Origin of the sequence: Enterococcus sp. AZ126, assembly GCF_051714545.1 — a bacterium.
Lineage (GTDB): Bacteria > Bacillota > Bacilli > Lactobacillales > Enterococcaceae > Enterococcus_L.
In genome coordinates this window covers 3,355,832-3,380,689 of sequence record NZ_JBIOSB010000001.1, presented here as the reverse complement: position 1 = coordinate 3,380,689, position 24,858 = coordinate 3,355,832, and the positions used below count along the sequence as shown (strand labels likewise).

Here is a 24,858-nt window from a genome sequence, read left to right as displayed (position 1 = left end):
GGTATAATTCAGTTACGATAATTTTTCTTACTTGCCTTCTTCGTCTGCCAACGAGGTAGGCTTTTTTTGTAATCTGTCAAAACTAATCACCGTACGATCTCCATTATTAAATTCAACCGTAGCTGCGCAATTTCCTTTATTTACAATTTTTATTTCTGTAGCTCCATCGATTAAAGCCGTATCTCCAATTTCTAAATCTGTTTCAATTTTCTTTCGTGCCTTGTACATCTTGTGATTCTTCGGTAATGTGATCATATTTGCTGATGCAACTCTCATTCTAGCTGGTGCTGACATTGCTATTCCCCTCCTAATTAATATTTTTTCTTGGTCGTTTATTTACCCAAGTAATTTCTGGTAGCTTAAATGCTTTGTTAATGACGTAGACCACGATCATAAATATTCCTGCCCAAATGGATAACCGAGAGACAAAAGCTAGTAGGATCGCAAACGGTGTGTCTAGTAGTGCATTAATTAGTTTGTGTTTCATTTTGCTTGCTCCTTTCCTAAATTCATGTTGTTAGAAATCATTCACCTTGGTATACTTTATCTATCAGCAAGTGGTCTGCTGAAATAAATTAAGGTGGTGAATTTATATATGGCTAAAGAAATCATTAAACCAGGTACAGATAACAAACCTGGAGGAAATTACAAAGAAGTAGGTCCTCGCGGTGGAAATGTACCTAAAGGTAGAGAAGTTCACATCGATCCAGGCGATCGACTACCTCCCACTCAAAAACCAGGTAATGGATGGGTTAAAAAGTAACTCTTTAAGTCGCTGTATCCGCAGCGGCTTTTTACAGTACAATTCTTTTTTTAGAAAAGCAGTAAGCTTTACCGAAAAAGTTTAATTGAATCCATGATTCAGCATATTTAGTTTCATTTTCAATATACTTAGTAATATGATGTTTAATCATTAATATTCCCTCCTCCTAACTTCTGTATTCTTACTCCCACGCTCCCCACCCACATCACCGCTAAAAATATACTGCCCTGCACCGTCTCGCCTGCGGCAAAACAGATGATTGATATGGTTAGTAGGATTAGGTTAGCTGTGGTTAGTAGTATTGCTTCCACATTTCTAGCCTTCTTGGTTGCTTTGCTGTGGTGATCATGCTACTTCATCTTCTAGCTTTAATAAGAAGTCACTAGCTGATACTTTACGAGTACGATATCTGTTTTCTTCCTTCCATTTTAGAAACAGAATGAAAAGAGCTAGGTTTATCCATGTGACACTGTGGGTCGGTTTCAGAATCCCTTCTTTAAACTCAGGTATTTCTTCCATTTCTTTCTGATAGGTATTAAGCGTTGATCTCGATAAACCGTTAAAACGTTTCATGAGCTCGTCTCTGCGATCCCACTCGGCTTGAACTTCTTTTCCTTCTATCTGTTTTAGAAGTTCTTCTACAGTTGGTTTCTTCATTCTGCTACTCCTTTCAATTAGCTTTTACACACATTAGAGTATTCTAATTTGCAATAAATTAGCTTTTGCGCTATCATACTCATGAGAACTAATGTTCCCGACTAATGCTTAACAAATCTTTTATCTGCTGCTTTCTTTCCGAGGAATTTCTATTTCCATTTAATAAGTCCTGTAAATAAGAAACAGTGATTCCCATTTGTCTTGCAAGCTCACGCTGGCTCCACCCTTTTTCAACTAAGGCGATTTTTACAGTCTTTTTAAAGCTTGACATCTTCACACCTCCTATATTTTTTAGAATATAGTACAAAACCCCATTGACACATGAGGTAATATATTCTATTATGTAAGCATAGGAAATACAGCACACACTAATTGCGCACTTATTGCTTTGTCTTGGCGGACTAGAGTATTATTTATGCACCCTATGTATGCTGTACTATTATTGCTTACAAAACGAGTATAAGGTATTATTTTACCTTTGTCAACAATTATTTAGAATATTTTACCTCGTTTTGCATTTTTAGGAGGATAAAACATGTCACTATACAGTAAAATACAGGAGTTAGCTGCCCAAAGAAAAATCTCTATTGCTGAGCTTGAAAGAAATCTAAATTTTCCGAATGGAAGTGTGAGAAAATTTGATAAGCACCCGCCTGGTATAAAAAAACTCGAAGAAGTTGCTGATTATTTCAATGTCACCACTGATTTTTTATTAGGCAGAGAAGACGAGAAGACCCCTTCTTGGGCAACTAAAAAAGATATTCTAGAACTAGATAAAATGTTGAGTTCAAATGTGAATATGAGTTATGGAGGTGAAAATTTGACTGAAGAAGAAAAACAAAGAGTTATGGATGTACTGACGGGCATATTCTGGGAAAAGTTAGAGAAACAAAAGAAAACCAATAAATGAGGGTGACGTGATTGCGGATATCTAAAGTGATGGATGATTTAAAACTCAAATATGGTACGTTGAATCCATTTATCTTGTCTGAACACATGAATATCGAAATTAAATATGTAAATTTTTTGAAAAATCCTAGAGGTCAATATACAACGATACTAGGCGAACGAGTGATTCTGCTAAGTAATTCAATCAAAGATACAAATGAGGAGTATTTTGTTTGCGCCCATGAACTCGGTCATGCTCTGCTTCATAGGGACATGTCAGGGTATTACTCTTTGAATAACTCGACGAAAAACAAATCGGAATATGAAGCGAGCAGGTTCGCTACTAAACTGATCTACGAATTGTATAAGGAAGAACATGATTTTGAGCTACGTACGGTTGATCTACTTTCAAAAGAATACGGACTTCCTGAAGCATTCTATTATGTCATAGAGAATTACTAAATCATAAAAGTGAGGAATAAAAGATGAAAAAATTTTTGTTAGTGTTGCCAATTCTATTAATTTTTGGAACAGGGTGTTCTTCAAAAAAGGAAACTGAATATGATCCTTTTGGTTCTTCAGCGGTCGAAAAAGCGAAAGAATTGAATAATGCTAAAGCTTCTTCAGATAGCTCGTCGGCAAAATCTCAAAATAGAGAATTTTTCTTAGAGATTCCTGAGGAAGTTGAAGCGGGTGCAGATAAAAAAGTGGCTATTCACGGGAAGACTCTCCCAAATGCAGAAGTTTCAATTTATATCAAATCAAAAGCGTCTTCTTCCATAGCAAACGAACTGGGTGAATTTACGATAAGAGAAGATTTCATATCTATTAGTGACCAAGAATATACTGTTTCAGCAAAATTAGGTGATCAATACACTTCAAAAAAATTAACAATCAGAACCAATAGTAAATACGAGAAGGAATTAAAGAGAAAAGCCGAAGAGCTAAATAAGGAACGAGAAAATATTCCGACTGATTTTATCTCAGCACTAAATAAAGGTATTTCGTATTCTGAAACTCTACACTTATCAAAGGCGGGAATATATGATCAACTTACCTCTGAACTTGGAGAAAAATTTTCTCCTGAAGCTGCACAGTATGCAGTTGACAACATGAAAGTTGATTGGAACAAAAATGCACTAGCCAAAGCAAAAAGTTATCAAGAAAAAATGTCAATGTCTCCTGATGCAATTCGTGATCAGCTTATCTCTGATCACGGAGAAAAATTCTCTCCCGAGGAAGCTGAATACGCTATTCAAAATTTGAACCAGTAAAAAAGACTAGCCTTCGAGCTTTTCTTTTTAGGAAAGGAGTAATTTATATAATGTGGGTTGAAGAGTTAGACAACGGAAAGTTCAAGTATTTTGAACGTTATACAGAGCCTTATTCCGAAAAGGTCAAAAGAGTTAGTGTGACTTTAGATTCCGATTCAGGACGGGCAAGAAATAAAGCCGTTAAAATTCTTTCAGAAAGAATAGATGAAAAACTTAAAAATCATAATCAATCTGACATGAGATTTGATGAGCTTTATAAAGAATGGTTCATTTACTATAAGATGCATGTTAAAAGGACTAGCTGGACCAAAATTCCGAAAATGATGAAACACATTAATAAGGTGATACCAGGTGATACCTTGATAAGAAACATTGACGAAGAACTTATCCAGAAAATAGTTGAAGAAATGTACACATTCGGAACCTTGTCACTAAACTATACTAAGCAGACAAAAACTACTCTATCTGTCATGTTAAATTATGCGCAACACAAAAAATACATCCCTAACAATCCAGCTTTGCTGGTAAAGATACAACCGAAGAAGAGCGAAGAAGAAAAACGAAGAAAGCAGATGGATGAAAAATATCTGGATCAGGAAGAAGTGAAAATAATTCTCGATTATATGAGAGAAAGAAGCAGTCGATCACTTCACGCTTATATTGCTGAATTTCTTTATCTAACAGGGTTAAGATATGGAGAACTTCAAGCCCTGCAGATTAAAAACTATGATGGACAATCTATTCAGGTGAATGGGACACTAGACTATTCTTTCTTGAAAATGTCTGAAGCTGTAAAGACTACACCGAAGAACGTTTATTCTAATCGCATTGTTGAATTATCGGATCGAGCAAAAGAGATAATAAACCAGGTAATTGCTGACAATACTTTCAGACTTGGAAAACAAGCGCCAGAGGATTTTATTTTCATATCAAACAGGGGAACTCCTCTTTCACTTCATAGTTTCAATGCTATTCTTCATAGAGTGGAAGACGAACTAGCTTTTGAAAAAAAGTTATCATCTCACATATTTCGACATAGCCATGTTTCACTCTTGTCTGAACTCAACGTTCCGCTAAAGGCTATAATGGAACGTGTAGGACATTCTGATGCTAACACAACTCTATCCATTTATAACCATGTTACAAAAAAAGCTAAGAAACAAGTCATAAGCAAACTAAATACCTTATAATTTTTTTGTATTATTATGCCCCTTGCTTGCCCCTTATGGATACAAGCAGTCAATCAAAAGAAAAAGAACCCCTATTAAATAAGGGTTCTTAAAGTACTATTACATCATGCCGCCCATTCCCATTGAAGGATCCATTGGAGGCATTGCAGCACCTGCTGGTTCTGGTTTGTCTGCAACTACTGCTTCTGTAGTCAATAATAAAGCAGCCACTGATGCAGCGTTTTGTAATGCTGAACGCGTTACTTTCGTTGGGTCAACGATTCCTGCTTCTACCATGTTTACCCATTCACCATTTGCAGCGTTGAAACCGATACCTAATTCGATATTTTTTAGTTTATCAACAATTACTGAGCCTTCATAACCAGCATTTTCAGCAATTTGACGAATTGGTTCTTCTAAAGCACGAACAACTATTTTCACACCAGTTGCTACATCACCTTCAGCATCTAATGCAGCGACTTTACCGATAACATTTACCAATGCCGTACCACCACCTGAAACCATACCTTCTTCAACAGCGGCACGAGTAGCGTTCAATGCATCTTCGATACGTAATTTTAATTCTTTTAGTTCTGTTTCTGTTGCAGCTCCAACTTTAACAACTGCCACACCACCAGCTAATTTAGCTAAGCGTTCTTGTAATTTTTCACGATCAAAATCAGATGTTGTTTCTGCAATTTGATTTTTGATTAATTGAACACGAGCATCAATACCCGCTTTTTCGCCAGCGCCTTCAACGATAGTTGTGTTGTCTTTATCTACAACAACTTTACTTGCGTTACCTAAGTTTTCGATCGTTGTATCTTTTAATTCTAGACCTAGATCATCCGTAATCACTGTTGCGCCAGTTAAGATAGCGATATCCTCAAGCATTGCTTTACGACGATCACCAAAGCCAGGTGCTTTAACAGCAACGACGTTAAATGTTCCACGAATTTTGTTTAATACTAATGTTGGTAAAGCCTCACCATCAACATCATCAGCAATGATCAATAATGGACGACTTTGTTGTAAAATTTGTTCTAACAATGGCAAGATATCTTGGATGTTAGAGATTTTTTTGTCAGTGATCAAAATATACGGATTTTCTAAGGCAGCTTCCATCTTATCATTGTCTGTCACCATGTATTGAGATAAGTAGCCGCGGTCAAATTGCATACCTTCAACGACATCTAATTCCGTTTCGATCCCTTTTGATTCTTCAATGGTAATGACCCCATCATTGCCAACTTTTTCCATTGCGTCAGCGATCAATTGACCTACACGGTCTGATCCAGATGAAACTGCTGCTACTTGTGCGATTGCTTCTTTGGAATCAACGACTGTTGAAATATTGTGTAATTCTTCCACAGCAGTCTTTGTTGCCAATTCGATACCGCGACGAATACCTAATGGATTAGCGCCTGCAGTCACGTTTTTCAATCCTTCACGCACGATTGCTTGCGTTAAAACTGTTGCAGTAGTTGTTCCATCTCCTGCGATATCATTGGTTTTAGATGCAACTTCAGAAACTAATTTCGCACCCATGTTTTCAAAATGATCTTCTAATTCGATTTCTTTAGCAATCGTTACCCCATCATTTGTAATCAATGGTGATCCGAAAGATTTTTCTAAAACAACGTTCCGGCCTTTAGGGCCTAATGTTACTTTTACTGTATCTGCTAAAATATCTACACCACGAAGCATTGCTGCACGTGCATCTTCTGCGAATTTGATTTCTTTTGCCATAATTCCTTCACCTCAAAATTTTTATTTTTTCTATTTTAATTAGTTTTTTCATTTAAAAATGCATTACTCCACAATGGCAATAATGTCTTTACCAGAAACGATCAAATAATCATTTCCTTCATATTTAACCTCAGTACCTGAATATTTTTCAAACATCACGGTATCGCCTACTTTTACATCGGCAGGAACTTTTGTACCGTTCTCTAAAACACGGCCTTCACCTACCGCGATAACGTTTCCTGTTTGAGGCTTTTCTTGAGCTGCAGATGCTAAGACAATGCCCCCCACTGTTTTTTCTTCTTCTTTCGCGACTTCAATAACGACGCGATCGCTTAATGGTTTTAACACAATAAATCCCTCCATAAAAAATATTTATCTTTTTTAGCACTCTTAGTTATCGAGTGCTAACTACACTATTTATAATACTCATTTCCCTATCGTTTTGCAAGTCTTTTGACTAATTTTATTGAACAATCAATCAAAGAAAGTATGTTTACTAGCAAGATTTGGTATATTCCTTCTATATCTTCTATTTCATGGTAAAATAAAAAAAGAAAGAGAGGCGATTGAAATGAAACAACGAATCGTGGGAGCTTTGACGATAACAGGACTTTATCTAATTATTGCGAATATTGGGAATTTCTTTTTTGGTGTCAGTAGGCGTGTTGACTGGACGACGACCTTATGGGAAGCGGCATTTTTCTTTGTATTTATCTTTCTCTTATTAGGCTATCGCAATAATCATAAAAAATAAGCATCTGCTTGCATTATTACAGACTTTGGTATACGTTTATAATCTGAAACTATTGGAAGGGGTTTTCTATGTTTATGCCTACAAATATGTCTATTAAAAAAGTAAGTTTTTCAATGATTCTACTCTATGGATTGGTATTTTTTTCTCCTTATATTTTTAGTCCATTTTCTCCAAATATCGTAATCAGTGGTACAACCTTTACCTATATTTTAGGTGCTGGTTTGATGATTTGGCTTTATATAAAAAATAAAGAAACTGCCGTTACAATAGTAGAAAAAGAAGCCAAACTGACCTCACCTGTTTTTATCTTCTTACTTGGTGTCAGTGGTATTTTTTTGGCAATGATCATTCAAGCAATTGTGTTCAGTATCGAAACCGCCATCACAGGCGCTGATCCAAATTCACAAAATACGCAAAATATTATCAAAGTTATTTTGGCAAATCCACTTTTTATCTTAGCAACAACAATCGGTGGTCCTATTATGGAAGAATTTGTTTTTCGTCGTTCTATGATTGGTTTGACAGAACCTTATACTGGATTTTGGTTCTCTGCTATTATTAGCTCTGCTTTGTTTTCAGTTATTCATCAAGATGGTCATTTCTTTGTTTATTTCTTTATGGGCTTCTTTTTTGCTCTGCTATATAAAATGACTGGGAAAATTTGGACCTCGATCATCGCGCATTGCGGCATGAATACGATCGTTGTGATTGCTCAACTTGTGATCCATTTTGGAAATATTGAAATGCCTAAATAACATAAAAATAAAAAAGTCCTATGAATGCAAATTTTACAAAAAATGCACTCATAGGACTTTTTTAATTATTCTTTACTGTCTTCGATTTCAGTATCAACAAATGTATTATCATTGTGCAAGAAGTAAATCAATGTTTGTAATTCATTCGTCAAGTCGACGTTTTGAATCAAAACATCAGTCGGTGCTACTAAACGAGCCGCAGTAAAGTTCAAAATCCCTTTCACTCCAGCATCAGCCAGCTGACTTACAACTTCTTGGGCTTTTCTGGCCGGTAAAGTCAAGATTGCCACTTCGATTTGTTGTATCCGAATCTGTTCCATCATATCCGTCATTGGATAAACTGGGATACCATCAACGATTCTGCCGACAATATCATCGTTGACATCAAATGCACAACTAACTCGAATGCTGTTACTTTGATGGAATTTATACTTTAGTAAGGCACTTCCTAAGTTACCTACACCAATCAAGGCTACATTTGTAAGTTCATCATCATTCAATGTTTTTGCAAAGAAATTCATCAAATTCTCTACATCATATCCATAGCCACGCTTACCTAATTCGCCAAAATAAGAAAAATCTCGTCGAATTGTCGCGCTATCTACTTGCACCGCATCACTTAGTTCAGTAGATGAAACTTTATTTTTGCCTGCATCATGCAGAATTCTCAAATAACGATAATATAGGGGAAGGCGTCTTGCAGTTGCTTTTGGAATAATTTGGTCTTTCACAATCGTACCTCCAATACTCTAAATATACACAAATATCCACTTCTCATAATATCAGTTATTCTAGAGAAAAAGCAATCTTACAGCTCAAGAAAAGAAATATTTTTCAAACTTTCTTAAATAGTCCAACTAAAATTTATCTCTTACAGTAGGACAGGTGCTTTTTATGATCAACTTATGCTACACTAAAGGCATCGAAATAGAAATGAGGATGCCCCATGATTTTACTCCAAGCAAACCAAATTGCGCGATATTTTGGTGCAGAGACTTTGTTTGACAACATACAAATGGAGATCAGCACAAATAGCCGAATCGCTTTAGTCGGCCGTAATGGTGCTGGCAAATCTACTCTTTTAAAAATAATTGCTGGGATCGATTCTCCAGATGCTGGTACAATTGCTAAAAATAAAACAGCCAGTTTAGGTTACTTAGCCCAAGATACTGGACTTGATTCTGATAAAACGGTTTGGGATGAAATGCTTGAAGCTTTTGTTGATGTCATCACAATGGAAAAGCGCATGCGTGAATTAGAATTGATCATCAGTGAACTGTTGCCTGATGCATCAAATTATGAATCCGTTATGAAAGAATATGATCGTTTACAACATGATTTTTCAGAAAAAAATGGATACGGTTATGAAAATGAAATTCGCTCTGTCTTACATGGTTTTGGATTCAAAGAAGAATTTTACTCAAAAGACATCAGTACCTTATCTGGTGGACAAAAAACCCGATTAGCGTTAGCACGTATGCTTTTACAAAAACCAGATATCCTTATTCTTGACGAACCGACCAACCACTTAGATATTGATACTCTCTCTTGGCTAGAGAATTATTTACCTAGTTACGCTGGTGCACTTTTAATCGTCTCACATGATCGATATTTTTTGGATAAGGTCGTTACAGAAGTTTATGAGATCAGTCGCCATAAAATGCGTTATTACAAGGGTAACTACTCAAAATATTTGGAATTAAAAGCGGAACAACTGACTAGTGAGTGGAAAGCTTACGAAAAACAGCAAACTGAAATCAATAAACTAGAAGATTTTGTCGCTCGAAACTTAGTAAGAGCATCTACCACCAAACGAGCACAAAGTCGTAGAAAAACGCTAGAAAAAATGGAACGTTTAGACCGACCACAAGGAGATGAAAAATCTGCGAATTTTCTTTTCGCAATCGATAAAGTTTCTGGAAATGTCGTGCTTCAAGTAGAAGATGCTGCGATTGGTTATGATAAAACTATCTTATCAGAACCCGTTTCCTTAGATATTCGTCGCCAAGAAGCCATTGCGTTGGTTGGACCTAACGGAATTGGAAAATCTACTTTACTAAAATCGATTATTGGATCTATTCCTTTTATTAAAGGAAATGCCACATTAGGCACCAATGTCCAAATCGGCTATTATGATCAAGAACAAGCAAATCTACATGGAACCAAAACTGTTTTGGCAGAACTTTGGGACGAACATCCGACGACTCCTGAAAAAGACATCCGTAATATTTTAGGCAGCTTTTTATTCAGCGGAAATGATGTAGAAAAGACGATTCCTCTTTTGAGTGGCGGTGAAAAAGCCCGCGTTGCTTTAGCAAAATTATCAATGGACAAAGAAAATTTCTTAATTCTGGATGAACCGACCAACCATTTAGATATCGATAATAAAGAAGTTTTAGAAAATGCCTTGATTGATTATGAAGGAACACTTCTGTTCGTTTCACATGACCGGTATTTTATTAATCGGATCGCAACAAAAGTAATTGAACTTTCTGAAACGGGTAGTAAGCTTTACCTTGGGGATTATGATTACTATCTAGAGAAGAAAAAAGAAGAGGAAGAATTAGCTGCCTTGTTGGCTGACCAATCTATTTTAAAACAAACAGAAACTAGCAAGCCAAAAAACGATTTCTATCAAAACAAAGAGCAACAAAAAATGATACGTACTTTAAATCGAAAAATTACACAGCTAGAAGAAGATTTAGCAACGTTGGATACGACAATTGCCCAGATAGAACAATCGATGAGTGATTCAACACTCATCGATGACCATGTCAAACTAATGTCTTTGAATCAAGAATTAGAGACGCTGCGGACACAACAAGAACAATTGCTGACTGAGTGGGAAGATCTTAGTTTAGAACTTGAAGAAGTAAATGAAAACAATTGACGAAAGGCGGTCGGACATGACTTCAAAACGTATGAATGTGACCAAACCTAAGTACCAACAAATCGCAGTAGACGTTGCCTCTAAAATCGCGGATCAAACATTTACGGTCGGCGATAAAATCCATGCACGTTCAACTTTAGCTAACAAGTACAGTGTTTCTCCTGAAACTGCCAGAAAAGCAATCAGCGTATTGGTCGATTTAGACATTGTACAAGCGAAGCATGGTAGTGGCTTTTATGTTCATTCAATAGAAAAAGCCAAACTATTTGTCGAGCAATACCAAGATGTTCAATCTATCCATGATTTAAAAGATGATTTGATCGATAGTGTAAAAAAACAAAAAGAAGAATTGAGTCACTTCTCAGAAATTTTAGATAAACTTGTTGACCAAACCAAACGTTTTGATTCACTTAATCCACTAAATCCAGTAACGTTTACACTAACAGAAGAAGCGTCTCATTTGGAAATGACGATCAGTGAATTGAACCTCTGGCAAAGTACCTCTGCTACTTTGATTGCAATAAAACATGGTGATGAATTACTGGTTTCACCTGGTCCATATGCCAAACTTACCGCAGGTGATACGATTTATTTTGTTGGACATGAGTCAACATTACAACGGATTCAGAATTTTTTCTATCCGAATCTATAATAAAAAAATGATGAGAACAGCTGTATAGGAAATTATCGAAGGTCCGGCCTATCACCGTCCTTATTTGAATCTCCCGTGACGCGAATAAAACTTTTGACGTTTTATTCGCGCCATTTTTTTGTTTTGTCATCGTTAGGCTAGTAATTTGACAAAGTGACTGCACGATGTTAATCTAGTATGGTCACTTTTTTTACAGAAAAGAAAATCATTTTCTTTACATGTAAAATCAAGTTTTAGCGTTTGAGTTAAACGAACTATTACGCTTTTATTATTATCTGGCTTCAAGAGCTAGCTTCTCAGGAAAAAGATAGAACAGAATGAGAGAAAATGGCTCCGTCACTTTTATCTATTATCCTGTCTAAGCTAAATAAGCTCTTTCAGCTTTTAAATTTAGGAGGAATTTTGTTTTGCCCAAAGTAAAAGTCTCACACTTAACAAAAATATTCGGTAAAAGATCCAAACAAGCACTGGATATGATCAAAGAAAACAAAGATAAAACCGAAATCTTGAAAAAAACCGGTGCTACTGTCGGCGTCTACGATGTCAGTTTTGAAGTAGAAGAAGGAGAAATTTTCGTGATTATGGGTCTTTCTGGTAGTGGGAAATCTACCTTGATCCGTTTATTGAATCGTTTGATCGAACCAACTTCTGGAAATATTTTTATTGACAATCAAGACATCTCAAAATTGGACAAAGAAGGACTTAGAGAAGTTCGTCGTAATAAGATGAGCATGGTGTTCCAAAATTTTGGTCTTTTCCCTCACCGAACTATTCTAGAAAATACAGAGTATGGTTTAGAAGTTCGAGGTGTTCCAAAAGAAGAACGAACAGCTAAAGCAGAACAAGCTTTAGAAAATTCAAGTCTACTAGCATTTAAAGATCAGTTTCCAAATCAATTATCTGGTGGGATGCAACAACGTGTTGGTTTAGCTAGAGCATTAGCCAATGACCCAGAAATTTTACTAATGGATGAAGCTTTTTCAGCACTTGATCCTTTGATTCGTCGGGAAATGCAAGATGAGTTAGTTGATTTACAAGATAATGTGAAAAAGACGATTATTTTTATTACCCACGATTTAAACGAGGCTTTACGTATCGGTGATCGGATCGCTTTAATGAAAGACGGTCAAATCATGCAAATCGGAACAGGTGAAGAAATATTGACGAATCCTGCTAATGATTATGTTCGTACATTCGTTGAGGATGTCGATCGTTCTAAAGTTTTAACCGCTCAAAATATCATGGTTCCTGCATTAACAACTAATATCGAAATCGATGGTCCAACTGTTGCATTGACTCGTATGCGTCAAGAAGAAGTTAGTATGCTTTTAGCCGTTGATAAAAAACGTCAATTAAAGGGTGTCGTTAGAGCTGAACGTGCGTTAGAAGCTCGTAAAGCTGGTAAACCTTTAACAGATTATGTAGATACTGATATCACTTCTATCGATAAAGATATGTTAGTCAATGACATATTCCAGATCATCTATGATTCACCCACACCGGTTGCCGTAACTGACAATAATAAATTGCTAGGTGTAGTCATTCGAGGCAGTGTTCTTGAAGCACTAGCAGAAACAGAGGTGAACATTCATGAATAATTATCAATTACCTGTAGCCAATTGGGTCGAAACGATTACGGAATGGATGACGAATACTTTTTCTGGTCTTTTCAGTTTCTTCCAAACAACTGGTCAAAACTTAATGGATGGAATCACTTCACTATTAGTCGCGATTCCACCACTACTATTTATTATCATTTTAACAGCAATTGCTTTCTTTATTTCAAATAAAAAAATTGGGTTAAGTTTGTTTACATTCATTGGTTTACTCTTTATCTATAACCAAAATTTATGGACAGATTTAATGAATACCGTGACGCTAGTTTTACTATCTAGTGTAGTTTCAATCGTCATTGGTGTACCACTTGGAATATTAATGGCTAAAAGTAATAAAGCCCAAAGTATTATTACACCTATCTTAGATTTCATGCAAACTATGCCTGGATTCGTTTACTTGATTCCGGCCGTTGCATTTTTCGGAATCGGTATGGTTCCCGGGGTTTTTGCCTCAGTAATCTTTGCGTTACCGCCTACCGTCCGTTTTACTAATCTTGGGATTCGTCAAGTACCAAAAGAGTTGGTCGAAGCTTCTGATTCATTTGGGAGTACAGGCTGGCAAAAATTATTCAAACTTGAATTACCATTAGCTAAAAACACAATCATGGCTGGTGTCAACCAAACGACAATGCTAGCACTTTCTATGGTGGTGATCGCATCAATGATCGGTGCACCAGGTTTAGGTCGTGGCGTTCTTTCTGCCTTACAACGTGCCCAAGTCGGAAATGGTTTTGTTAATGGTGTCGCATTAGTTATTCTAGCAATCATCATTGATCGCTTTACTCAAAATTTAAACAAGAAAAAAACAACTCCAGCAAAATCAAAACTATCTAAAAAACAAAAGATCAGCGGAATTGTTATTGCCGTTGTAGCTGTCATTGCTGTGATTGCAGGTTCTACTCTTTTCTCTTCTGCTAAAAACGATGAAAAAAATATTTCTCTTTCTTATGTGGAATGGGATACAGAAGTCGCTTCAACTCATGTAGTTGGTGAAGTTTTAAAGGATGTTGGCTATAATGTTTCATTAACACCACTGGATAATGCTATTATGTGGGAATCTATTTCAAAAGGTGAAACAGATGCTATGGTTGCAGCTTGGCTTCCTGGAACTCATGGTGAGCAATACAAGCAGTACAAAGATAAAGTAGATGATCTAGGTGAAAACTTAAAAGGTGCCAAATTAGGTATCGTTGTCCCTGAATATATGGACGTTGATTCAATCGAGGACTTAAAAGATCAAGCGGGTAAAAAAATTACTGGGATAGAACCTGGTGCAGGCGTTGTTGCTGCTGCAGAAAAAACACAAAAAGCATACAACAACTTAGCGGACTGGTCTGTCGAAACCTCTTCTTCTGGCGCAATGACTGTCGCACTTGGACAAGCCATTAAAAACAAAGAAGATATTGTTATTACTGGTTGGTCTCCTCATTGGATGTTTGCTAAATATGATCTTAAATATTTAGAAGATCCGAAAGGCACAATGGGTAGTGAAGAAACAATTCATACAATGGCTAGAAAAGGATTGGAAAAAGAAAATCCTGAAGCTTATACTATTTTAAAAAATTTCCACTGGACAAAAGAAGATATGGAATCTGTTATGTTAGAAATCAATAATGGAACAGAACCAACAAAAGCTGCTAGAGACTGGATCGACAGTCATTCAAAAGAAGTAGCTGAGTGGAAAAAATAATAAAAATGCTACCGTGAATTTTCTCGGTAGCATTTTTTTTGGATTAGTCATCATAAAAATAATCTAATGTAAGCTTATAAAATAAGTTTTTTTAGGTTTTGTCAACTAAAGTGTGTAACTGACAAATTTAAGAACGAAAAAGAACATTAAACCATTCCTAAATAACCTTCGGTTAAAAGGGTATAAGAAAGAAACCTTACCAAAAAAGGAAAATTTGATGTTCTTTTTTGATGCAACAGTGACTAGGAAATATATAAGCTATAAGTGTTGATGCGCTCAGAAAACTGTTCATTCGCCATTAATTGATTTAAGACCATTGGCCAATTGGGAATAAAACCAGCTTTCCATTTCTTTTCTAATTCTTTTACTCGTAGATAAAGAAGCTTTAAAAGGGCGGTTTCATTTGGAAATGCGCCTTTTTTAGTTACTTTTCTAAAGCTAGAATGAATACTTTCAATGGCATTTGTTGTGTACATAATTTTACGCACTGCGCTACCATAATCATAAAGTTGTTCCACATGAGAAAAATTACGTTTCCAAACCTCTACAGCACCTGAGTAGTGTGACCACCGTTTTTGAAAGGCATCAAAAGCACTCTGACAAGCTTTTAACGAAGGAGCACCATAAAACTTTTTCATTTCCCGAGAAAATTCCTTGTAGTCTTTATAAGGAACATACCGAAGCGCATTACGCACTAAATGGACGATACAGCGTTGAACGATCACCTTTGGAAAAATAGATTTTGCTCCATCTTCAAGACCAGAAACATCATCCATAGACATAAAGAAAATGTCCTGTACACCGCGAGATTTCAATTCATCAAAAATCTGCATCCAGCGGTTTTTACTCTCGGTTTCATTCAACCACAACCCTAAAATATCTTTTTTTCCTTTTAAATCATAGCCAAGAATTGTATAAACAGCGTATTCTTTGACTTCATAATTTTCTCTTAACGTCACATACATACAATCCACAAAAACAAAGGCATAACACTTCGCCAAAGGGCGATTTTGCCATTCCTCCAGTTCTGGAAGAACAGAATCGGTGATTGTAGAAATCATTTCGTGAGAAATGGAGAACCCATAAATATCATCAATGGTATGAGCGATGTCTCTTTGAGACATGCCTCTGGCATACATGGACAAAACCTTTGATTCGATAGCTGAAACATCCCGTTCACGTTTCTTAATAAGTTCTGGTTCAAACGTGGCTTCTCTGTCTCTAGGTACATCAATAGGGACTTCTCCAAAGCTTGTTTTTACTTTCTTAGAGCCGAATCCATTTCTTCGATTGTTCGTTTCTTTCTCCTGTTTTGAGTGAATATCGTAGCCTAAATGATGGGTCATTTCGCCTTGAAGCATTTGTTCAAATAAGGGACCAAAAATATCTTTTAGCGCTTCTTGCATGTCATCGACATTTTCAGGATTGTAGTTTTCTAGAATAGTTTTCGCTAGTTCGACGGTTTTAGAATCTCTTTTCTGTCTTGCCATATTCTCGCATCCTTTCATTTTTATTTTATCTGAATTTTCTTTACACGAAAAGAAAAACTGTATAAGTAACTTATCTAGAATTAGCTACTTACACAGTTTATTTTACACTCTCTTTTTTTATAACAGAAATAATTTTCTATGTAAAGTTGACATAAATATGAAACAATGGTAACGTAATAAACCTTTATTCATCAGTAGTTACAGCTGTACTTCCAGTATTTGCATAAGGCTTTTCATAGTTAATAATTGAAGTATTTTTATTAATGCTACCAACAATAAATAGACAACTGTCAACAAGTACCCTAACTTTGTTTTAAAAATTAGAAGTACTATTAATATAATCTCAACTATAACTAATATGGAAATAAAAGGATGTATTAGAATTTCTCCTGATAAATAATTATATTGAACATGAAAAAAAATCTAACAATGCAATTATACCAAGATAACATGCAGATATTTGCCATACTCTGTTAGTTGTAACGTATTTACTCAATCGTTTTCTCCAAGTATTCATACTATTAATTATCCTCTTACTAGCTTAATATATTTTTCTCTTCAATTAACATATTAATTGTTTATTTCAAATTACTGATTTTGTTGCAAGAATGCTTCTAAGATTCTTTTAACAGGTAGACTTGCATCCTCTAGCAAAGCTTTTGCCTTATTAATTATTTTCTTATCAGAAGCAATTAAATTTTTGTATTCTTCTTTATCAAAAGAACGTAAAGAATCTATCGCATATTCTGCAACCTCATCATTTCCATTAATTAAATCTAGTAATACATTAAATCCATTCATTTTTGTATCTTCATCAATACAGTAGGCTAATCTAATTTTATATTTATCATCCTTGTCTTTTAAGTTTTCCGTTAATTTTTTCCAGTCAACTTCAGTAAAGTCTTTCATTAATTCTTGTACATACATAAATTCATCATCATAAAAATAGTTATCTGAACTATTCTCACTTAAAACTGCATCTACTTTTTCATACATTAATTTTCCTCCTTATTTGGTAAATCCCCCTGGTATTGGAGCATTTACTTGCCCTGTTGGATAACCACTAATAATGTTATCTCCTAATTTTATTACATCTATTTCTACACCGTCAACAATTCCTCTATGAAAAGTAGCACCGTCTCTACCTCTGACACTTATTGGAGAAGAGTTACTAATTTCTCTTACACCATTTAAAATTTTAGTATCAGTCCAACTATCTGGAAAAACCGTACTATTTTTTATTTTCGCAAGATTTCCATCCGAAAATTGTGTCGTATATTTAAAATCTCTTGTTCCATCAGCATTAACCTTAATAGTTTCAGTGGCATAATTAGGATGGTTATTATTAATTTCTGGTGAATGTCCACCAATAATTTCATTTTTATTAGGATTTTTTCTCTGTCCCCAAAGAATTTTTTCTTCCATTTCAGGAGTGATTACTGAATTTACTTGCTTTGTGTTACCACTATTTATTTGTTTCGTTCCACTCGAGGTTGTAATTTTGTATGATGCATAAGTAAAACCTAAAATTTGGATTGCTTGCCCTAGTTCAGATTCATTTATCCAATTTACCCCATCTTCGATATATTGTGAACCTGCAACAATACCACCTAAAACTGGATTCAATTTTTCTCCAGTTACATAATTAATACCATTTCTCCAACCAGATTTTATTTTTTTATCGTAAGCATCATAAGTCATAAATTGAATTAAATCGGAATCAAGATAATTTCCTGCTTTTGATAAATATCTATATAACTCTGGATTCGTTATACCATAACCTGTTTTTTTGTCCTCTATTTGCCATGAAATTTTTGGGTTTCCATCTGCATCTGTATAGATTACTGCATAGACATTATATTTTTCTAGTTCTTTATTCTTCTTTTCATTTATTCCATGTATGTTATCCTGATAAAGTTTCCATTTATCGCCTATAGTATCTCTCCAAGATAAATCTTCTGGAATAGTAAATGTTCCTGTTGCCGCATTCCATGCAATACTTGTTTGTGCTAGTCCTTGATTTACTGCACTTTGTAAGCTAGAGATTTCAGAAAATATTGAAGGTGAACTTGCATTAAATGCTAATAATTTACGTAATTGTTCTTCCAATTTTTGTTTGGATGCACTATACATCCCAATTAGCATAGAGTTAGCATTTAACTGGAATGATTTTGTAATATCAGGTGTTTTTGAAGAATTTAATTCTCTTCGAATATCTTCTGCCTGATTCAATAATCTATCTGCCTGTCTAATCTTTTCTTGTAATTCTGACTCTTTTAAATCTCCACTATCTACCTGAGAAATATATTCTTCTGGAAATTTCTTCACTGCTTTTTCTACTGCTTCAGATAACAGTATACCACCTTGTGCTAAAGGATATAGAACCGACTGAAAATAATCTTTTGCAGAATCATATACTTTTCCTGTTAAAAATGGGGCATTTAATGTAAAATCATTGATTGCTTTTTGCAATTCTTGATATCCCTCTGCTTGCGATTTGCACATAGTAGATACACTTGATGCTTGATTTTGTGATGCAGAAACATACATATCAACACTCATTATTTTCCATCCTCCTCTGCAAACGCTTTTCTCTTTTCATAACCGATATCATCTAATTGGTTCAAAACTTTCTTTTTTTGTATACGTAATTCTTCTTCATCATTTTCTAAACAATCCATTACTTGTCTTGATTTTTGAGAAAATTCATCAAAAATTGATTTGAAAAAATTTCCTTGTTCATTTTTATCAAACTGATAACAAATATCATCAATAAAATGTCTTACCTCATGGAAATGTTGATCATAGGTTTCTCTAACTCGTTTTAATTGATTTACTTCACCAATTAATGTTTCTTCTTTTAAATATAATTGTTTTTCTTCTTTTTGAATATCTTCTAATCTTCTCATTTACCTAACCCACCAATTGGCTTAAATAGAGTTTTTGCAACCGTCTGGTCTAATGCCTCAAAATCTTTAGCTACACTTTGTAAATTATTGGATGCTGTAAACACTGCCTGTGCTACCTTAGTTGCTGTTTCTTGTGCAGCAGTAATGGCTACTTGAGCATTTGTATTTCCTGCCACTGTTGTTCGGGAATCACTATTTATGCTTGATTGTTGTATTAACCTATCTGTTGCACTTCTTAATGCAGTAGCCTTTTGATTTGCACCTGCCAAATTACTTTTTATTGCCATCAGTTAATCCTCCTCATAAAACTAATTGTAATAAAATATTATCACACATATCATTTTCGTAATAGTTAATTTTTTACTTTTGAATATATATTTAGTTCTAAAATTAAAATATTAAAATCTATAATATTTTTGATTCACTATTTTTTCTAACTTTTACTCAATAAAATGCAAAAAAAGTGATTGCAAAAATTCCTTCACAATCACTAATCTCGTATTAAATTTTCGGAAAATATCTATTGGTAAAACTAACCATTTTTCTTTTTGAAATTTTGAACTCTTCTTCTTACACACCTTTAGGCATTTTTCGATAAAAATAACCACCGCTGGGTAGGCGGTGGCAAGGAGTTCTTTTTACTTGAGGAGTAAAAATGAAAAAGTGTTTTGTTTGGGTTTGTTATTGGGTATGTATACATATTAAACTGAAGATTTGAAGAAACTATGCCCAAATCATTTAGGTTTTCTATAGAATACTTAAGAAAAAGTAAATAGCATTCTTTTGACAATAAAAAAGTCAATGATAGCATCAAACTTTGTTCGATACTATCATTGACGTATTTTTTACTTAGGTGTTACATAAGCTAATTTATTCGCTGTGTCTTTATCGATGACTCTGAATGAAACTATACCTAGGCCAGCAACATTCATTTCTGAAATTAGAATGGAACCATCATCATAAACATGTTCAACAAACGCTACATGTCCATATGTTCCATCCGCACCAGCAACAGTTGGTTGGAAGCTGACAGCCGTTCCAGCTTTAGGTTTGTTAGATACTTCATAACCATTGGCTTTTCCAGTTGTTCCCCAATCCATTCCATTCCCCATCGTGGTCTCTACATAACCTTTTAATTGAACAATGCGGTTGTATACATATTGCGTGCAATTTCCTATAGCATAAGCTTCTGAACCAGAGTAAGTTTCTCCAGTATATTCTTTAAAATCACTATCTGGATGACTATCTGAAACTATGATTCCACTAGTTGAAGTAGATGGTTTTTCTTTGTCATATTCAGTCAAGTCATACTCTTCGATAAAAGCATTTAATTTTTGATCATAGCTAGTATCAGTAGCATACAAACCCGTTAAAGATTTAGTCGCTTCACGATAGCTTACTGCATTTGATTTCCAAGTACCTGAATAAATCGTTTTATTTGAATCTATACCTTCCTTCATCAACTTAGCATAGTCTTCAAATGATTCTTTATAACCAGGGTATTTCTTGAACGCTGCATCGATGGTAAACCAATTGCCTGATCCGTCATCTTCTTGAGTAGAAAAGACAACTTTTTCTCCTTTGTATTCACCCTTGATTCCAAAAAGATTGTGATACGGTTGTTGACTTAAATCACTATTGCCAGAGCCTGATTCTAAAATTGCTTGTGCGATCATAACTGAAGCATATAAATCTTTTTTTTGGCCTACAGCACGAGCTTTTTCACCAATACGGCGAATGAACGTTTCTGTGGGTTCATTCTTAACGATTTTGATTGTTTGATCCAATTGTGCTTCAGTAGGCGCGTGATCGGTCGTTGGCTGAACTGGTTGTTCCGTAACAGTTTCAACTGGAGCACTCGGTTGTGTCTCATCTGTCACTTCTTGACTGCTTGTAGGAGGTTGTACCTCCTCTGTAGATTCTGTGCTGTTATTGGTTTCACTGCTACCCGTTTCCGTCTCTGATGTAGACGAATCTGTCGTTGTTGTAGAGTCTTCTGTTGAAGAACTTTCAGTTGTTTCAGGTGTTGCCTCTTCAATTGTGCTTGACTCTGAATGTGTTAATTCATCCGCATGACCAACAACTGGAATTAAATTGACACTGAGCAGTACACAAATCATCTGCAGTGATAATATTTTTCTCTTCATTCCTTTTAGTTCCTCTCAAAATATATTAAAGATTCTGATGTTTTTATTGGTTTCTTCTTCCTTTTAAATAAAAACGTTTAAAGCACTTACTACTAAACTGATTTTTTGATCGTCCTAGTAATTAAAATAGCTTGATGATGAAATGCGAGAAATCCCCAACGACTACTGCGTTTTCATTTCTCTTTAAACTATCCAACTACCCTACCTCTAAAAACTTCGTTTAACCTTCTACAAGTTATATTAATTTTACCATAGGTATATCGAAAAATCATGTATTTGATTTAAAAGTTTAGAAAGTTTCGAAAAAAATTTACGCTTCAGACAAAGAATGATCTCTTTTCATCTGGCTTCTTGTCATTTTAGATAAACTTCTCTTTTTCTTCATCATTTTTATATTCCGATGTGTATTGAATGATCATTCGCTGAATATCTTTGCTGCGGTCACTTTGATAGTTTCTGATCAACACTTCCCAAAGCTCAAAAACTAACTGTCTATTCGCTGCTAATAAATCAGCTAAGTTTGCAATTCCCACTTGAAGACCTGAAATGAAAGCATAAAATGGATTACCTTCTTTAATCGTCTTTCCTCGACTAATGTAATCTTTAGTGAGAATAGAACACAAAACATCTGGAGCATCACGTTCAAAACTTAAATCAAACGAAAATAGGCTAGGATATAACCCGTAAAGTTATGTCCTAACCTATTTGAAACAATTAGGAAATTTATAGCTGAAACACTCATTATTTCCGATACATTTTAAACTCAAGAAACAAATCATTATAAATTCCCAAATATTTTGCACCTAAGTCTTCATAAACTTCTAAATGCTTGATCACTTCATCATTTGGATAAAATTGTTCATCACTAGAAATTTCTTTGGGCAATAGTTTTTTTGCAGCCTGATTAGGTGTTGAATAGCCAATATATTCTGCATTCTGAGCAGCATTTTCAGGTCTCAACATAAAATTGATAAACGCATATGAACCTTTGATATTTTTTGCTGTTTTAGGGATCACGATATTATCAAACCAAAGATTAGAGCCTTCTGATGGAATCACATAATGAAGATGTTCATTCCCATCGAGCATTTCAGCAGCTTCACCAGAAAACGTTACAGCGGCTGCGCTTTCTTCATTGATCATATACATTTTAATTTCATCAGCTACGATCGCTTTGACATTTGTCGTTAATTTATTTAATTTATTTGTTGCTTCACGCAGCTCTTGATTGTTCTTGCTATTTAGAGAATAGCCTAAACTGTTTAAAGAGAATCCTAATACTTCCCTTGCTCCATCGATCAGCATCACATTGTCTTTCAATTCTGGTTTCCACAAATCATTCCAATGTTTTATTTCATCTTCTCCGATAAATTTATCATTATAGATGATACCTAACGTTCCCCAAAAATAAGGGATCGAATAGTTATTTTGTGGGTCAAAATCTAAATTCAAAAAACGTTCATCGATATTTTGTAGTCCAGTTAGTTTCTTATGATCGATCGGTAATAACATTTTTTCTTTCATCATTTTTTGGATCATATATTCAGAAGGAATCGTGATATCATAAGCCGTTCCCCCCTGCTGGATTTTCGTAAACATTGCTTCGTTTGAATCAAAGGTTTCATAATTGACTTTATACCCTGATTCCTTTTCAAATTTACGTAATAAGTCTGGATCGATATAATCGCCCCAATTATAAATCGTCAAGGTATCAGCACCAGCCATTCCGCTGGTTTTTTCCAGTTGACGGACGCTTAAAAAAAGAATCAGGATGATCGCTAAAATACCGATAAACAAAGATTGTAGTTTTTTCATTTAAGTTTAGCCACCTCGCTTTGTTCTCGACGTATTTTTTTCATGCGCTTAGAGGTATTATCTTGACTGATAAAATAATAGCCAATGACTAAAATCATAGAAAAAATAAACACTAGCGCACTTAACGCATTGATTTCTAAACTGATTCCTTGTCTTGCTCTGGAATAGATTTCAACAGAAAGAGTCGAGAATCCATTTCCTGTAACGAAAAAGGTCACCGCAAAATCGTCTAACGAATACGTAAATGCCATAAAATAACCCGCAATGATCCCTGGTGCTAAAAAGGGCAAAATAATATTCTTGATAAGCTGCACATTATTAGCACCTAGATCGCGCGCAGCATCCACCATCGAGTCATTCATTTCTTGTAGTTTTGGCAGCACCATTAGCACTACGATCGGAATACTAAATGCGATATGTGACAATAATACACTAGTAAATCCCAAACTAATAAAACCTACAGCTGTAAAAAAAATCAAAAAACTTGCACCAATGATCACGTCTGGCGAAACAAGCAAAATATTATTAAAACTCATCAAGGTCGTTCTTGTTTTTCTACGCCTTGTATAATAAATAGCCATCGCACCAAATGTACCAATGATTGTTGCTAATAACGCTGATAAAAAAGCCAATAAAAAAGTGTTTAACACAATGATCAACAACCGTGTATCTTCAAATACAGCAGTATAATTCGCAAGCGTAAAACCAGTAAATTGGTTCATCGTATCGGTGTCATTGAATGAGTAAAAAATCAGATAGAAAATTGGCGCATACAATAAAGCAAAAACGATGATCAGATAAAGATAAGACCATTTAATTTTTTTCTTTGTCATTTCACCCGCCCCTTTTTCTTCTTCTCACCTGTCAACAACATCACGATAAACATCGCAACAATCAAAATAACACCAATCGTTGACCCCATCCCCCAGTTTTGTGTCACCATAAAATGTTCTTCAATCGCTGTTCCTAATGTGATCACACGATTTCCACCAATCAATCGTGTCAACATGAATAAGGACAAAGACGGTATAAAGACGGCTTGAACGCCACTTTTTACACCGTTCAATGAAAGCGGAAAAATCACTCGTTGAAAAGTTTCAACACTATTCGCGCCAAGATCTCGACTGGCACTGATCAACGAAGGATTCAACTCCTCAAGCGCATTGAAAATCGGTAAAATCATAAACGGAATTTCAATATACGTCGCTACAAATAGAAAACTAAAATCAGTAAATAATATTTGCTGTGGCCCAATGCCTAGAAAGCCTAAAAATTGATTGACATTCCCATGAATACTAAAAATCCCAATAAATGCGTAAGCTTTCAGCAAAAGATTCACCCACGTCGGTAAAATCACCAGCATCAGCCATAATTGTTTATGTTTCAACTTTGTCAAAAAATACGCTGTTGGGTAACTGATCAAGAGTGTAAACAAGGTTATCAAAAACGCATACCAGACTGAATTAAGCGTCATACTTAAATAAGTGCCTGAAGTAAAATAAGTTCGATAATTTTCTAAAGTAAATTGTCCATTCATATTAAAGAAAGACTGATAAATAATCATTAAAACGGGCGCAATCACAAAGAATAGCAGCCACATCATATAAGGAATCGAATAAATCCGACGCATTGTTTTCATT

General features: G+C 35.1%; 28 protein-coding genes. 11 read left to right on the top strand and 17 right to left on the bottom strand.

All coding sequences use genetic code 11. From position 1 onward, the window contains the following. Nucleotides 1–27: 27 nt before the first annotated feature. Entirely contained in the window at nucleotides 28–294 is a 267-nt protein-coding gene (locus tag IGI43_RS15850; protein ID WP_438758746.1) for a hypothetical protein, read from the bottom strand. A gap of 13 nt (nucleotides 295–307) precedes the next feature. Continuing rightward, nucleotides 308–487 (bottom strand): hypothetical protein, encoded by a 180-nt coding sequence (locus tag IGI43_RS15845; protein ID WP_438758745.1) that lies wholly within the window; start codon nucleotides 485–487, stop codon nucleotides 308–310. A gap of 108 nt (nucleotides 488–595) precedes the next feature. On the opposite strand from IGI43_RS15845, the gene IGI43_RS15840 reads away from it, so the two are divergent. After that, the gene (locus tag IGI43_RS15840; protein ID WP_438756526.1) at nucleotides 596–763 is read left to right on the top strand and encodes a YjzC family protein; all 168 of its coding nucleotides are present in this window, start codon (nucleotides 596–598) and stop codon (nucleotides 761–763) included. 345 nt (nucleotides 764–1,108) lie between these two features. On the opposite strand, the gene IGI43_RS15835 is transcribed toward IGI43_RS15840, so the two are convergent. After that, nucleotides 1,109–1,420, bottom strand: coding sequence for a hypothetical protein (locus IGI43_RS15835; protein WP_438758744.1), 312 nt, complete (start codon nucleotides 1,418–1,420; stop codon nucleotides 1,109–1,111). 88 nt (nucleotides 1,421–1,508) lie between these two features. Further along, the gene (locus IGI43_RS15830; protein WP_438758743.1) at nucleotides 1,509–1,691 is read right to left on the bottom strand and encodes a helix-turn-helix domain-containing protein; all 183 of its coding nucleotides are present in this window, start codon (nucleotides 1,689–1,691) and stop codon (nucleotides 1,509–1,511) included. 264 nt (nucleotides 1,692–1,955) lie between these two features. Here IGI43_RS15830 and IGI43_RS15825 point away from each other — a divergent pair, with 264 nt between their 5' ends. The 4 genes from IGI43_RS15825 to IGI43_RS15810 are packed head-to-tail and all read left to right on the top strand — an operon-like array spanning nucleotide 1,956 to nucleotide 4,772. Continuing rightward, nucleotides 1,956–2,330 carry a transcriptional regulator gene (locus IGI43_RS15825; protein WP_438758742.1) on the top strand — a complete coding sequence of 125 codons (375 nt, stop codon included), beginning with the start codon at nucleotides 1,956–1,958 and terminating at the stop codon, nucleotides 2,328–2,330. An 11-nt stretch (nucleotides 2,331–2,341) separates the two neighbouring features. Beyond that, a complete protein-coding gene (locus IGI43_RS15820; RefSeq protein WP_438758741.1) occupies nucleotides 2,342–2,770 on the top strand; it encodes an ImmA/IrrE family metallo-endopeptidase in 429 nt (142 codons plus the stop codon). A gap of 23 nt (nucleotides 2,771–2,793) precedes the next feature. Continuing rightward, on the top strand, nucleotides 2,794–3,582 hold the full coding sequence (locus IGI43_RS15815) for an Ltp family lipoprotein (RefSeq protein ID WP_438758740.1): 789 nt from the start codon (nucleotides 2,794–2,796) through the stop codon (nucleotides 3,580–3,582). 50 nt (nucleotides 3,583–3,632) lie between these two features. Further along, nucleotides 3,633–4,772 (top strand): tyrosine-type recombinase/integrase, encoded by a 1,140-nt coding sequence (locus tag IGI43_RS15810; RefSeq protein ID WP_438758739.1) that lies wholly within the window; start codon nucleotides 3,633–3,635, stop codon nucleotides 4,770–4,772. 99 nt (nucleotides 4,773–4,871) lie between these two features. Here IGI43_RS15810 and groL read toward each other — a convergent pair whose 3' ends face one another. Then, nucleotides 4,872–6,500, bottom strand: coding sequence for a chaperonin GroEL (gene groL, locus IGI43_RS15805; protein WP_438758738.1), 1,629 nt, complete (start codon nucleotides 6,498–6,500; stop codon nucleotides 4,872–4,874). A 63-nt stretch (nucleotides 6,501–6,563) separates the two neighbouring features. Then, the gene (groES, locus tag IGI43_RS15800) at nucleotides 6,564–6,848 is read right to left on the bottom strand and encodes a co-chaperone GroES (RefSeq protein WP_069639783.1); all 285 of its coding nucleotides are present in this window, start codon (nucleotides 6,846–6,848) and stop codon (nucleotides 6,564–6,566) included. A 223-nt stretch (nucleotides 6,849–7,071) separates the two neighbouring features. Between groES and IGI43_RS15795 the strand changes: the two genes are divergently transcribed. Next, nucleotides 7,072–7,254, top strand: coding sequence for a hypothetical protein (locus IGI43_RS15795; RefSeq protein WP_438758737.1), 183 nt, complete (start codon nucleotides 7,072–7,074; stop codon nucleotides 7,252–7,254). Nucleotides 7,255–7,340: 86 nt separating this feature from the next. After that, complete coding sequence (locus tag IGI43_RS15790) at nucleotides 7,341–8,009, top strand: lysostaphin resistance A-like protein (RefSeq protein ID WP_438758868.1); 669 nt, start codon at nucleotides 7,341–7,343, stop codon at nucleotides 8,007–8,009. Between the two features lie 65 nt (nucleotides 8,010–8,074). Here IGI43_RS15790 and IGI43_RS15785 read toward each other — a convergent pair whose 3' ends face one another. Continuing rightward, a complete protein-coding gene (locus IGI43_RS15785; protein ID WP_438758736.1) occupies nucleotides 8,075–8,740 on the bottom strand; it encodes a redox-sensing transcriptional repressor Rex in 666 nt (221 codons plus the stop codon). A 215-nt stretch (nucleotides 8,741–8,955) separates the two neighbouring features. Between IGI43_RS15785 and IGI43_RS15780 the strand changes: the two genes are divergently transcribed. The 4 genes from IGI43_RS15780 (at nucleotide 8,956) to IGI43_RS15765 (ending at nucleotide 14,857) form a co-directional block, all read left to right on the top strand. After that, nucleotides 8,956–10,899 (top strand): ABC-F family ATP-binding cassette domain-containing protein, encoded by a 1,944-nt coding sequence (locus IGI43_RS15780; protein WP_438758735.1) that lies wholly within the window; start codon nucleotides 8,956–8,958, stop codon nucleotides 10,897–10,899. A gap of 16 nt (nucleotides 10,900–10,915) precedes the next feature. Continuing rightward, entirely contained in the window at nucleotides 10,916–11,551 is a 636-nt protein-coding gene (locus tag IGI43_RS15775) for a TrkA C-terminal domain-containing protein (protein WP_438758734.1), read from the top strand. Between the two features lie 407 nt (nucleotides 11,552–11,958). Next, complete coding sequence (locus IGI43_RS15770; RefSeq protein WP_438758733.1) at nucleotides 11,959–13,149, top strand: quaternary amine ABC transporter ATP-binding protein; 1,191 nt, start codon at nucleotides 11,959–11,961, stop codon at nucleotides 13,147–13,149. Then, nucleotides 13,142–14,857: an ABC transporter permease/substrate binding protein gene (locus tag IGI43_RS15765; protein WP_438758732.1), complete on the top strand. Its 1,716-nt coding sequence runs from the start codon at nucleotides 13,142–13,144 to the stop codon at nucleotides 14,855–14,857. The genes IGI43_RS15770 and IGI43_RS15765 overlap by 8 nt, the downstream gene beginning before the upstream one ends. Nucleotides 14,858–15,099: 242 nt before the next feature. On the opposite strand, the gene IGI43_RS15760 is transcribed toward IGI43_RS15765, so the two are convergent. The 10 genes from IGI43_RS15760 to IGI43_RS15715 form a co-directional block, all read right to left on the bottom strand. After that, nucleotides 15,100–16,347, bottom strand: a complete 1,248-nt coding sequence (locus IGI43_RS15760; protein WP_438758731.1) for an IS256 family transposase — start codon at nucleotides 16,345–16,347, stop codon at nucleotides 15,100–15,102. 588 nt (nucleotides 16,348–16,935) lie between these two features. Then, nucleotides 16,936–17,343, bottom strand: coding sequence for a hypothetical protein (locus IGI43_RS15755; RefSeq protein ID WP_438758730.1), 408 nt, complete (start codon nucleotides 17,341–17,343; stop codon nucleotides 16,936–16,938). A gap of 12 nt (nucleotides 17,344–17,355) precedes the next feature. Continuing rightward, on the bottom strand, nucleotides 17,356–18,909 hold the full coding sequence (locus tag IGI43_RS15750; RefSeq protein ID WP_438758729.1) for an EndoU domain-containing protein: 1,554 nt from the start codon (nucleotides 18,907–18,909) through the stop codon (nucleotides 17,356–17,358). After that, nucleotides 18,909–19,256, bottom strand: coding sequence for a DUF3958 family protein (locus tag IGI43_RS15745; protein WP_438758728.1), 348 nt, complete (start codon nucleotides 19,254–19,256; stop codon nucleotides 18,909–18,911). The genes IGI43_RS15750 and IGI43_RS15745 overlap by 1 nt, the downstream gene beginning before the upstream one ends. Next, nucleotides 19,253–19,543: a TIGR04197 family type VII secretion effector gene (locus IGI43_RS15740; RefSeq protein ID WP_438758727.1), complete on the bottom strand. Its 291-nt coding sequence runs from the start codon at nucleotides 19,541–19,543 to the stop codon at nucleotides 19,253–19,255. The genes IGI43_RS15745 and IGI43_RS15740 overlap by 4 nt, the downstream gene beginning before the upstream one ends. A gap of 558 nt (nucleotides 19,544–20,101) precedes the next feature. Then, nucleotides 20,102–21,403 carry a glucosaminidase domain-containing protein gene (locus IGI43_RS15735; RefSeq protein WP_438758726.1) on the bottom strand — a complete coding sequence of 434 codons (1,302 nt, stop codon included), beginning with the start codon at nucleotides 21,401–21,403 and terminating at the stop codon, nucleotides 20,102–20,104. Nucleotides 21,404–21,762: 359 nt separating this feature from the next. Further along, the gene (locus IGI43_RS15730; RefSeq protein WP_438758725.1) at nucleotides 21,763–22,026 is read right to left on the bottom strand and encodes a pyruvate formate lyase family protein; all 264 of its coding nucleotides are present in this window, start codon (nucleotides 22,024–22,026) and stop codon (nucleotides 21,763–21,765) included. A gap of 118 nt (nucleotides 22,027–22,144) precedes the next feature. Further along, nucleotides 22,145–23,218: an ABC transporter substrate-binding protein gene (locus IGI43_RS15725; RefSeq protein WP_438758724.1), complete on the bottom strand. Its 1,074-nt coding sequence runs from the start codon at nucleotides 23,216–23,218 to the stop codon at nucleotides 22,145–22,147. After that, nucleotides 23,215–24,051 carry an ABC transporter permease gene (locus IGI43_RS15720; RefSeq protein ID WP_438758723.1) on the bottom strand — a complete coding sequence of 279 codons (837 nt, stop codon included), beginning with the start codon at nucleotides 24,049–24,051 and terminating at the stop codon, nucleotides 23,215–23,217. Before IGI43_RS15720 ends, IGI43_RS15725 begins: the two co-directional genes overlap by 4 nt. Beyond that, nucleotides 24,048–24,857 (bottom strand): ABC transporter permease, encoded by an 810-nt coding sequence (locus tag IGI43_RS15715; RefSeq protein WP_438758722.1) that lies wholly within the window; start codon nucleotides 24,855–24,857, stop codon nucleotides 24,048–24,050. The genes IGI43_RS15720 and IGI43_RS15715 overlap by 4 nt, the downstream gene beginning before the upstream one ends. Nucleotide 24,858: the final 1 nt, after the last annotated feature.

Bases quoted from the DNA above. Each gene is read 5' to 3' on its own strand.
- IGI43_RS15825 (WP_438758742.1), top strand. From the start codon at position 1,956: ATGTCACTATACAGTAAAATACAGGAGTTAGCTGCCCAAAGAAAAATC.
- IGI43_RS15810 (WP_438758739.1), top strand. From the start codon at position 3,633: ATGTGGGTTGAAGAGTTAGACAACGGAAAGTTCAAGTATTTTGAACGT.
- IGI43_RS15760 (WP_438758731.1), bottom strand. From the start codon at position 16,347: ATGGCAAGACAGAAAAGAGATTCTAAAACCGTCGAACTAGCGAAAACT.
- IGI43_RS15790 (WP_438758868.1), top strand. From the start codon at position 7,341: ATGTCTATTAAAAAAGTAAGTTTTTCAATGATTCTACTCTATGGATTG.
- IGI43_RS15775 (WP_438758734.1), top strand. From the start codon at position 10,916: ATGACTTCAAAACGTATGAATGTGACCAAACCTAAGTACCAACAAATC.
- IGI43_RS15795 (WP_438758737.1), top strand. From the start codon at position 7,072: ATGAAACAACGAATCGTGGGAGCTTTGACGATAACAGGACTTTATCTA.
- IGI43_RS15750 (WP_438758729.1), bottom strand. From the start codon at position 18,909: ATGAGTGTTGATATGTATGTTTCTGCATCACAAAATCAAGCATCAAGT.
- IGI43_RS15840 (WP_438756526.1), top strand. From the start codon at position 596: ATGGCTAAAGAAATCATTAAACCAGGTACAGATAACAAACCTGGAGGA.
- IGI43_RS15745 (WP_438758728.1), bottom strand. From the start codon at position 19,256: ATGAGAAGATTAGAAGATATTCAAAAAGAAGAAAAACAATTATATTTA.
- groL (WP_438758738.1), bottom strand. From the start codon at position 6,500: ATGGCAAAAGAAATCAAATTCGCAGAAGATGCACGTGCAGCAATGCTT.
- IGI43_RS15765 (WP_438758732.1), top strand. From the start codon at position 13,142: ATGAATAATTATCAATTACCTGTAGCCAATTGGGTCGAAACGATTACG.
- IGI43_RS15740 (WP_438758727.1), bottom strand. From the start codon at position 19,543: ATGGCAATAAAAAGTAATTTGGCAGGTGCAAATCAAAAGGCTACTGCA.
- IGI43_RS15735 (WP_438758726.1), bottom strand. From the start codon at position 21,403: ATGAAGAGAAAAATATTATCACTGCAGATGATTTGTGTACTGCTCAGT.
- IGI43_RS15725 (WP_438758724.1), bottom strand. From the start codon at position 23,218: ATGAAAAAACTACAATCTTTGTTTATCGGTATTTTAGCGATCATCCTG.
- IGI43_RS15720 (WP_438758723.1), bottom strand. From the start codon at position 24,051: ATGACAAAGAAAAAAATTAAATGGTCTTATCTTTATCTGATCATCGTT.
- IGI43_RS15715 (WP_438758722.1), bottom strand. From the start codon at position 24,857: ATGAAAACAATGCGTCGGATTTATTCGATTCCTTATATGATGTGGCTG.
- IGI43_RS15755 (WP_438758730.1), bottom strand. From the start codon at position 17,343: ATGTATGAAAAAGTAGATGCAGTTTTAAGTGAGAATAGTTCAGATAAC.
- IGI43_RS15815 (WP_438758740.1), top strand. From the start codon at position 2,794: ATGAAAAAATTTTTGTTAGTGTTGCCAATTCTATTAATTTTTGGAACA.
- IGI43_RS15835 (WP_438758744.1), bottom strand. From the start codon at position 1,420: ATGAAGAAACCAACTGTAGAAGAACTTCTAAAACAGATAGAAGGAAAA.
- IGI43_RS15850 (WP_438758746.1), bottom strand. From the start codon at position 294: ATGTCAGCACCAGCTAGAATGAGAGTTGCATCAGCAAATATGATCACA.
- IGI43_RS15830 (WP_438758743.1), bottom strand. From the start codon at position 1,691: ATGTCAAGCTTTAAAAAGACTGTAAAAATCGCCTTAGTTGAAAAAGGG.
- IGI43_RS15780 (WP_438758735.1), top strand. From the start codon at position 8,956: ATGATTTTACTCCAAGCAAACCAAATTGCGCGATATTTTGGTGCAGAG.
- IGI43_RS15845 (WP_438758745.1), bottom strand. From the start codon at position 487: ATGAAACACAAACTAATTAATGCACTACTAGACACACCGTTTGCGATC.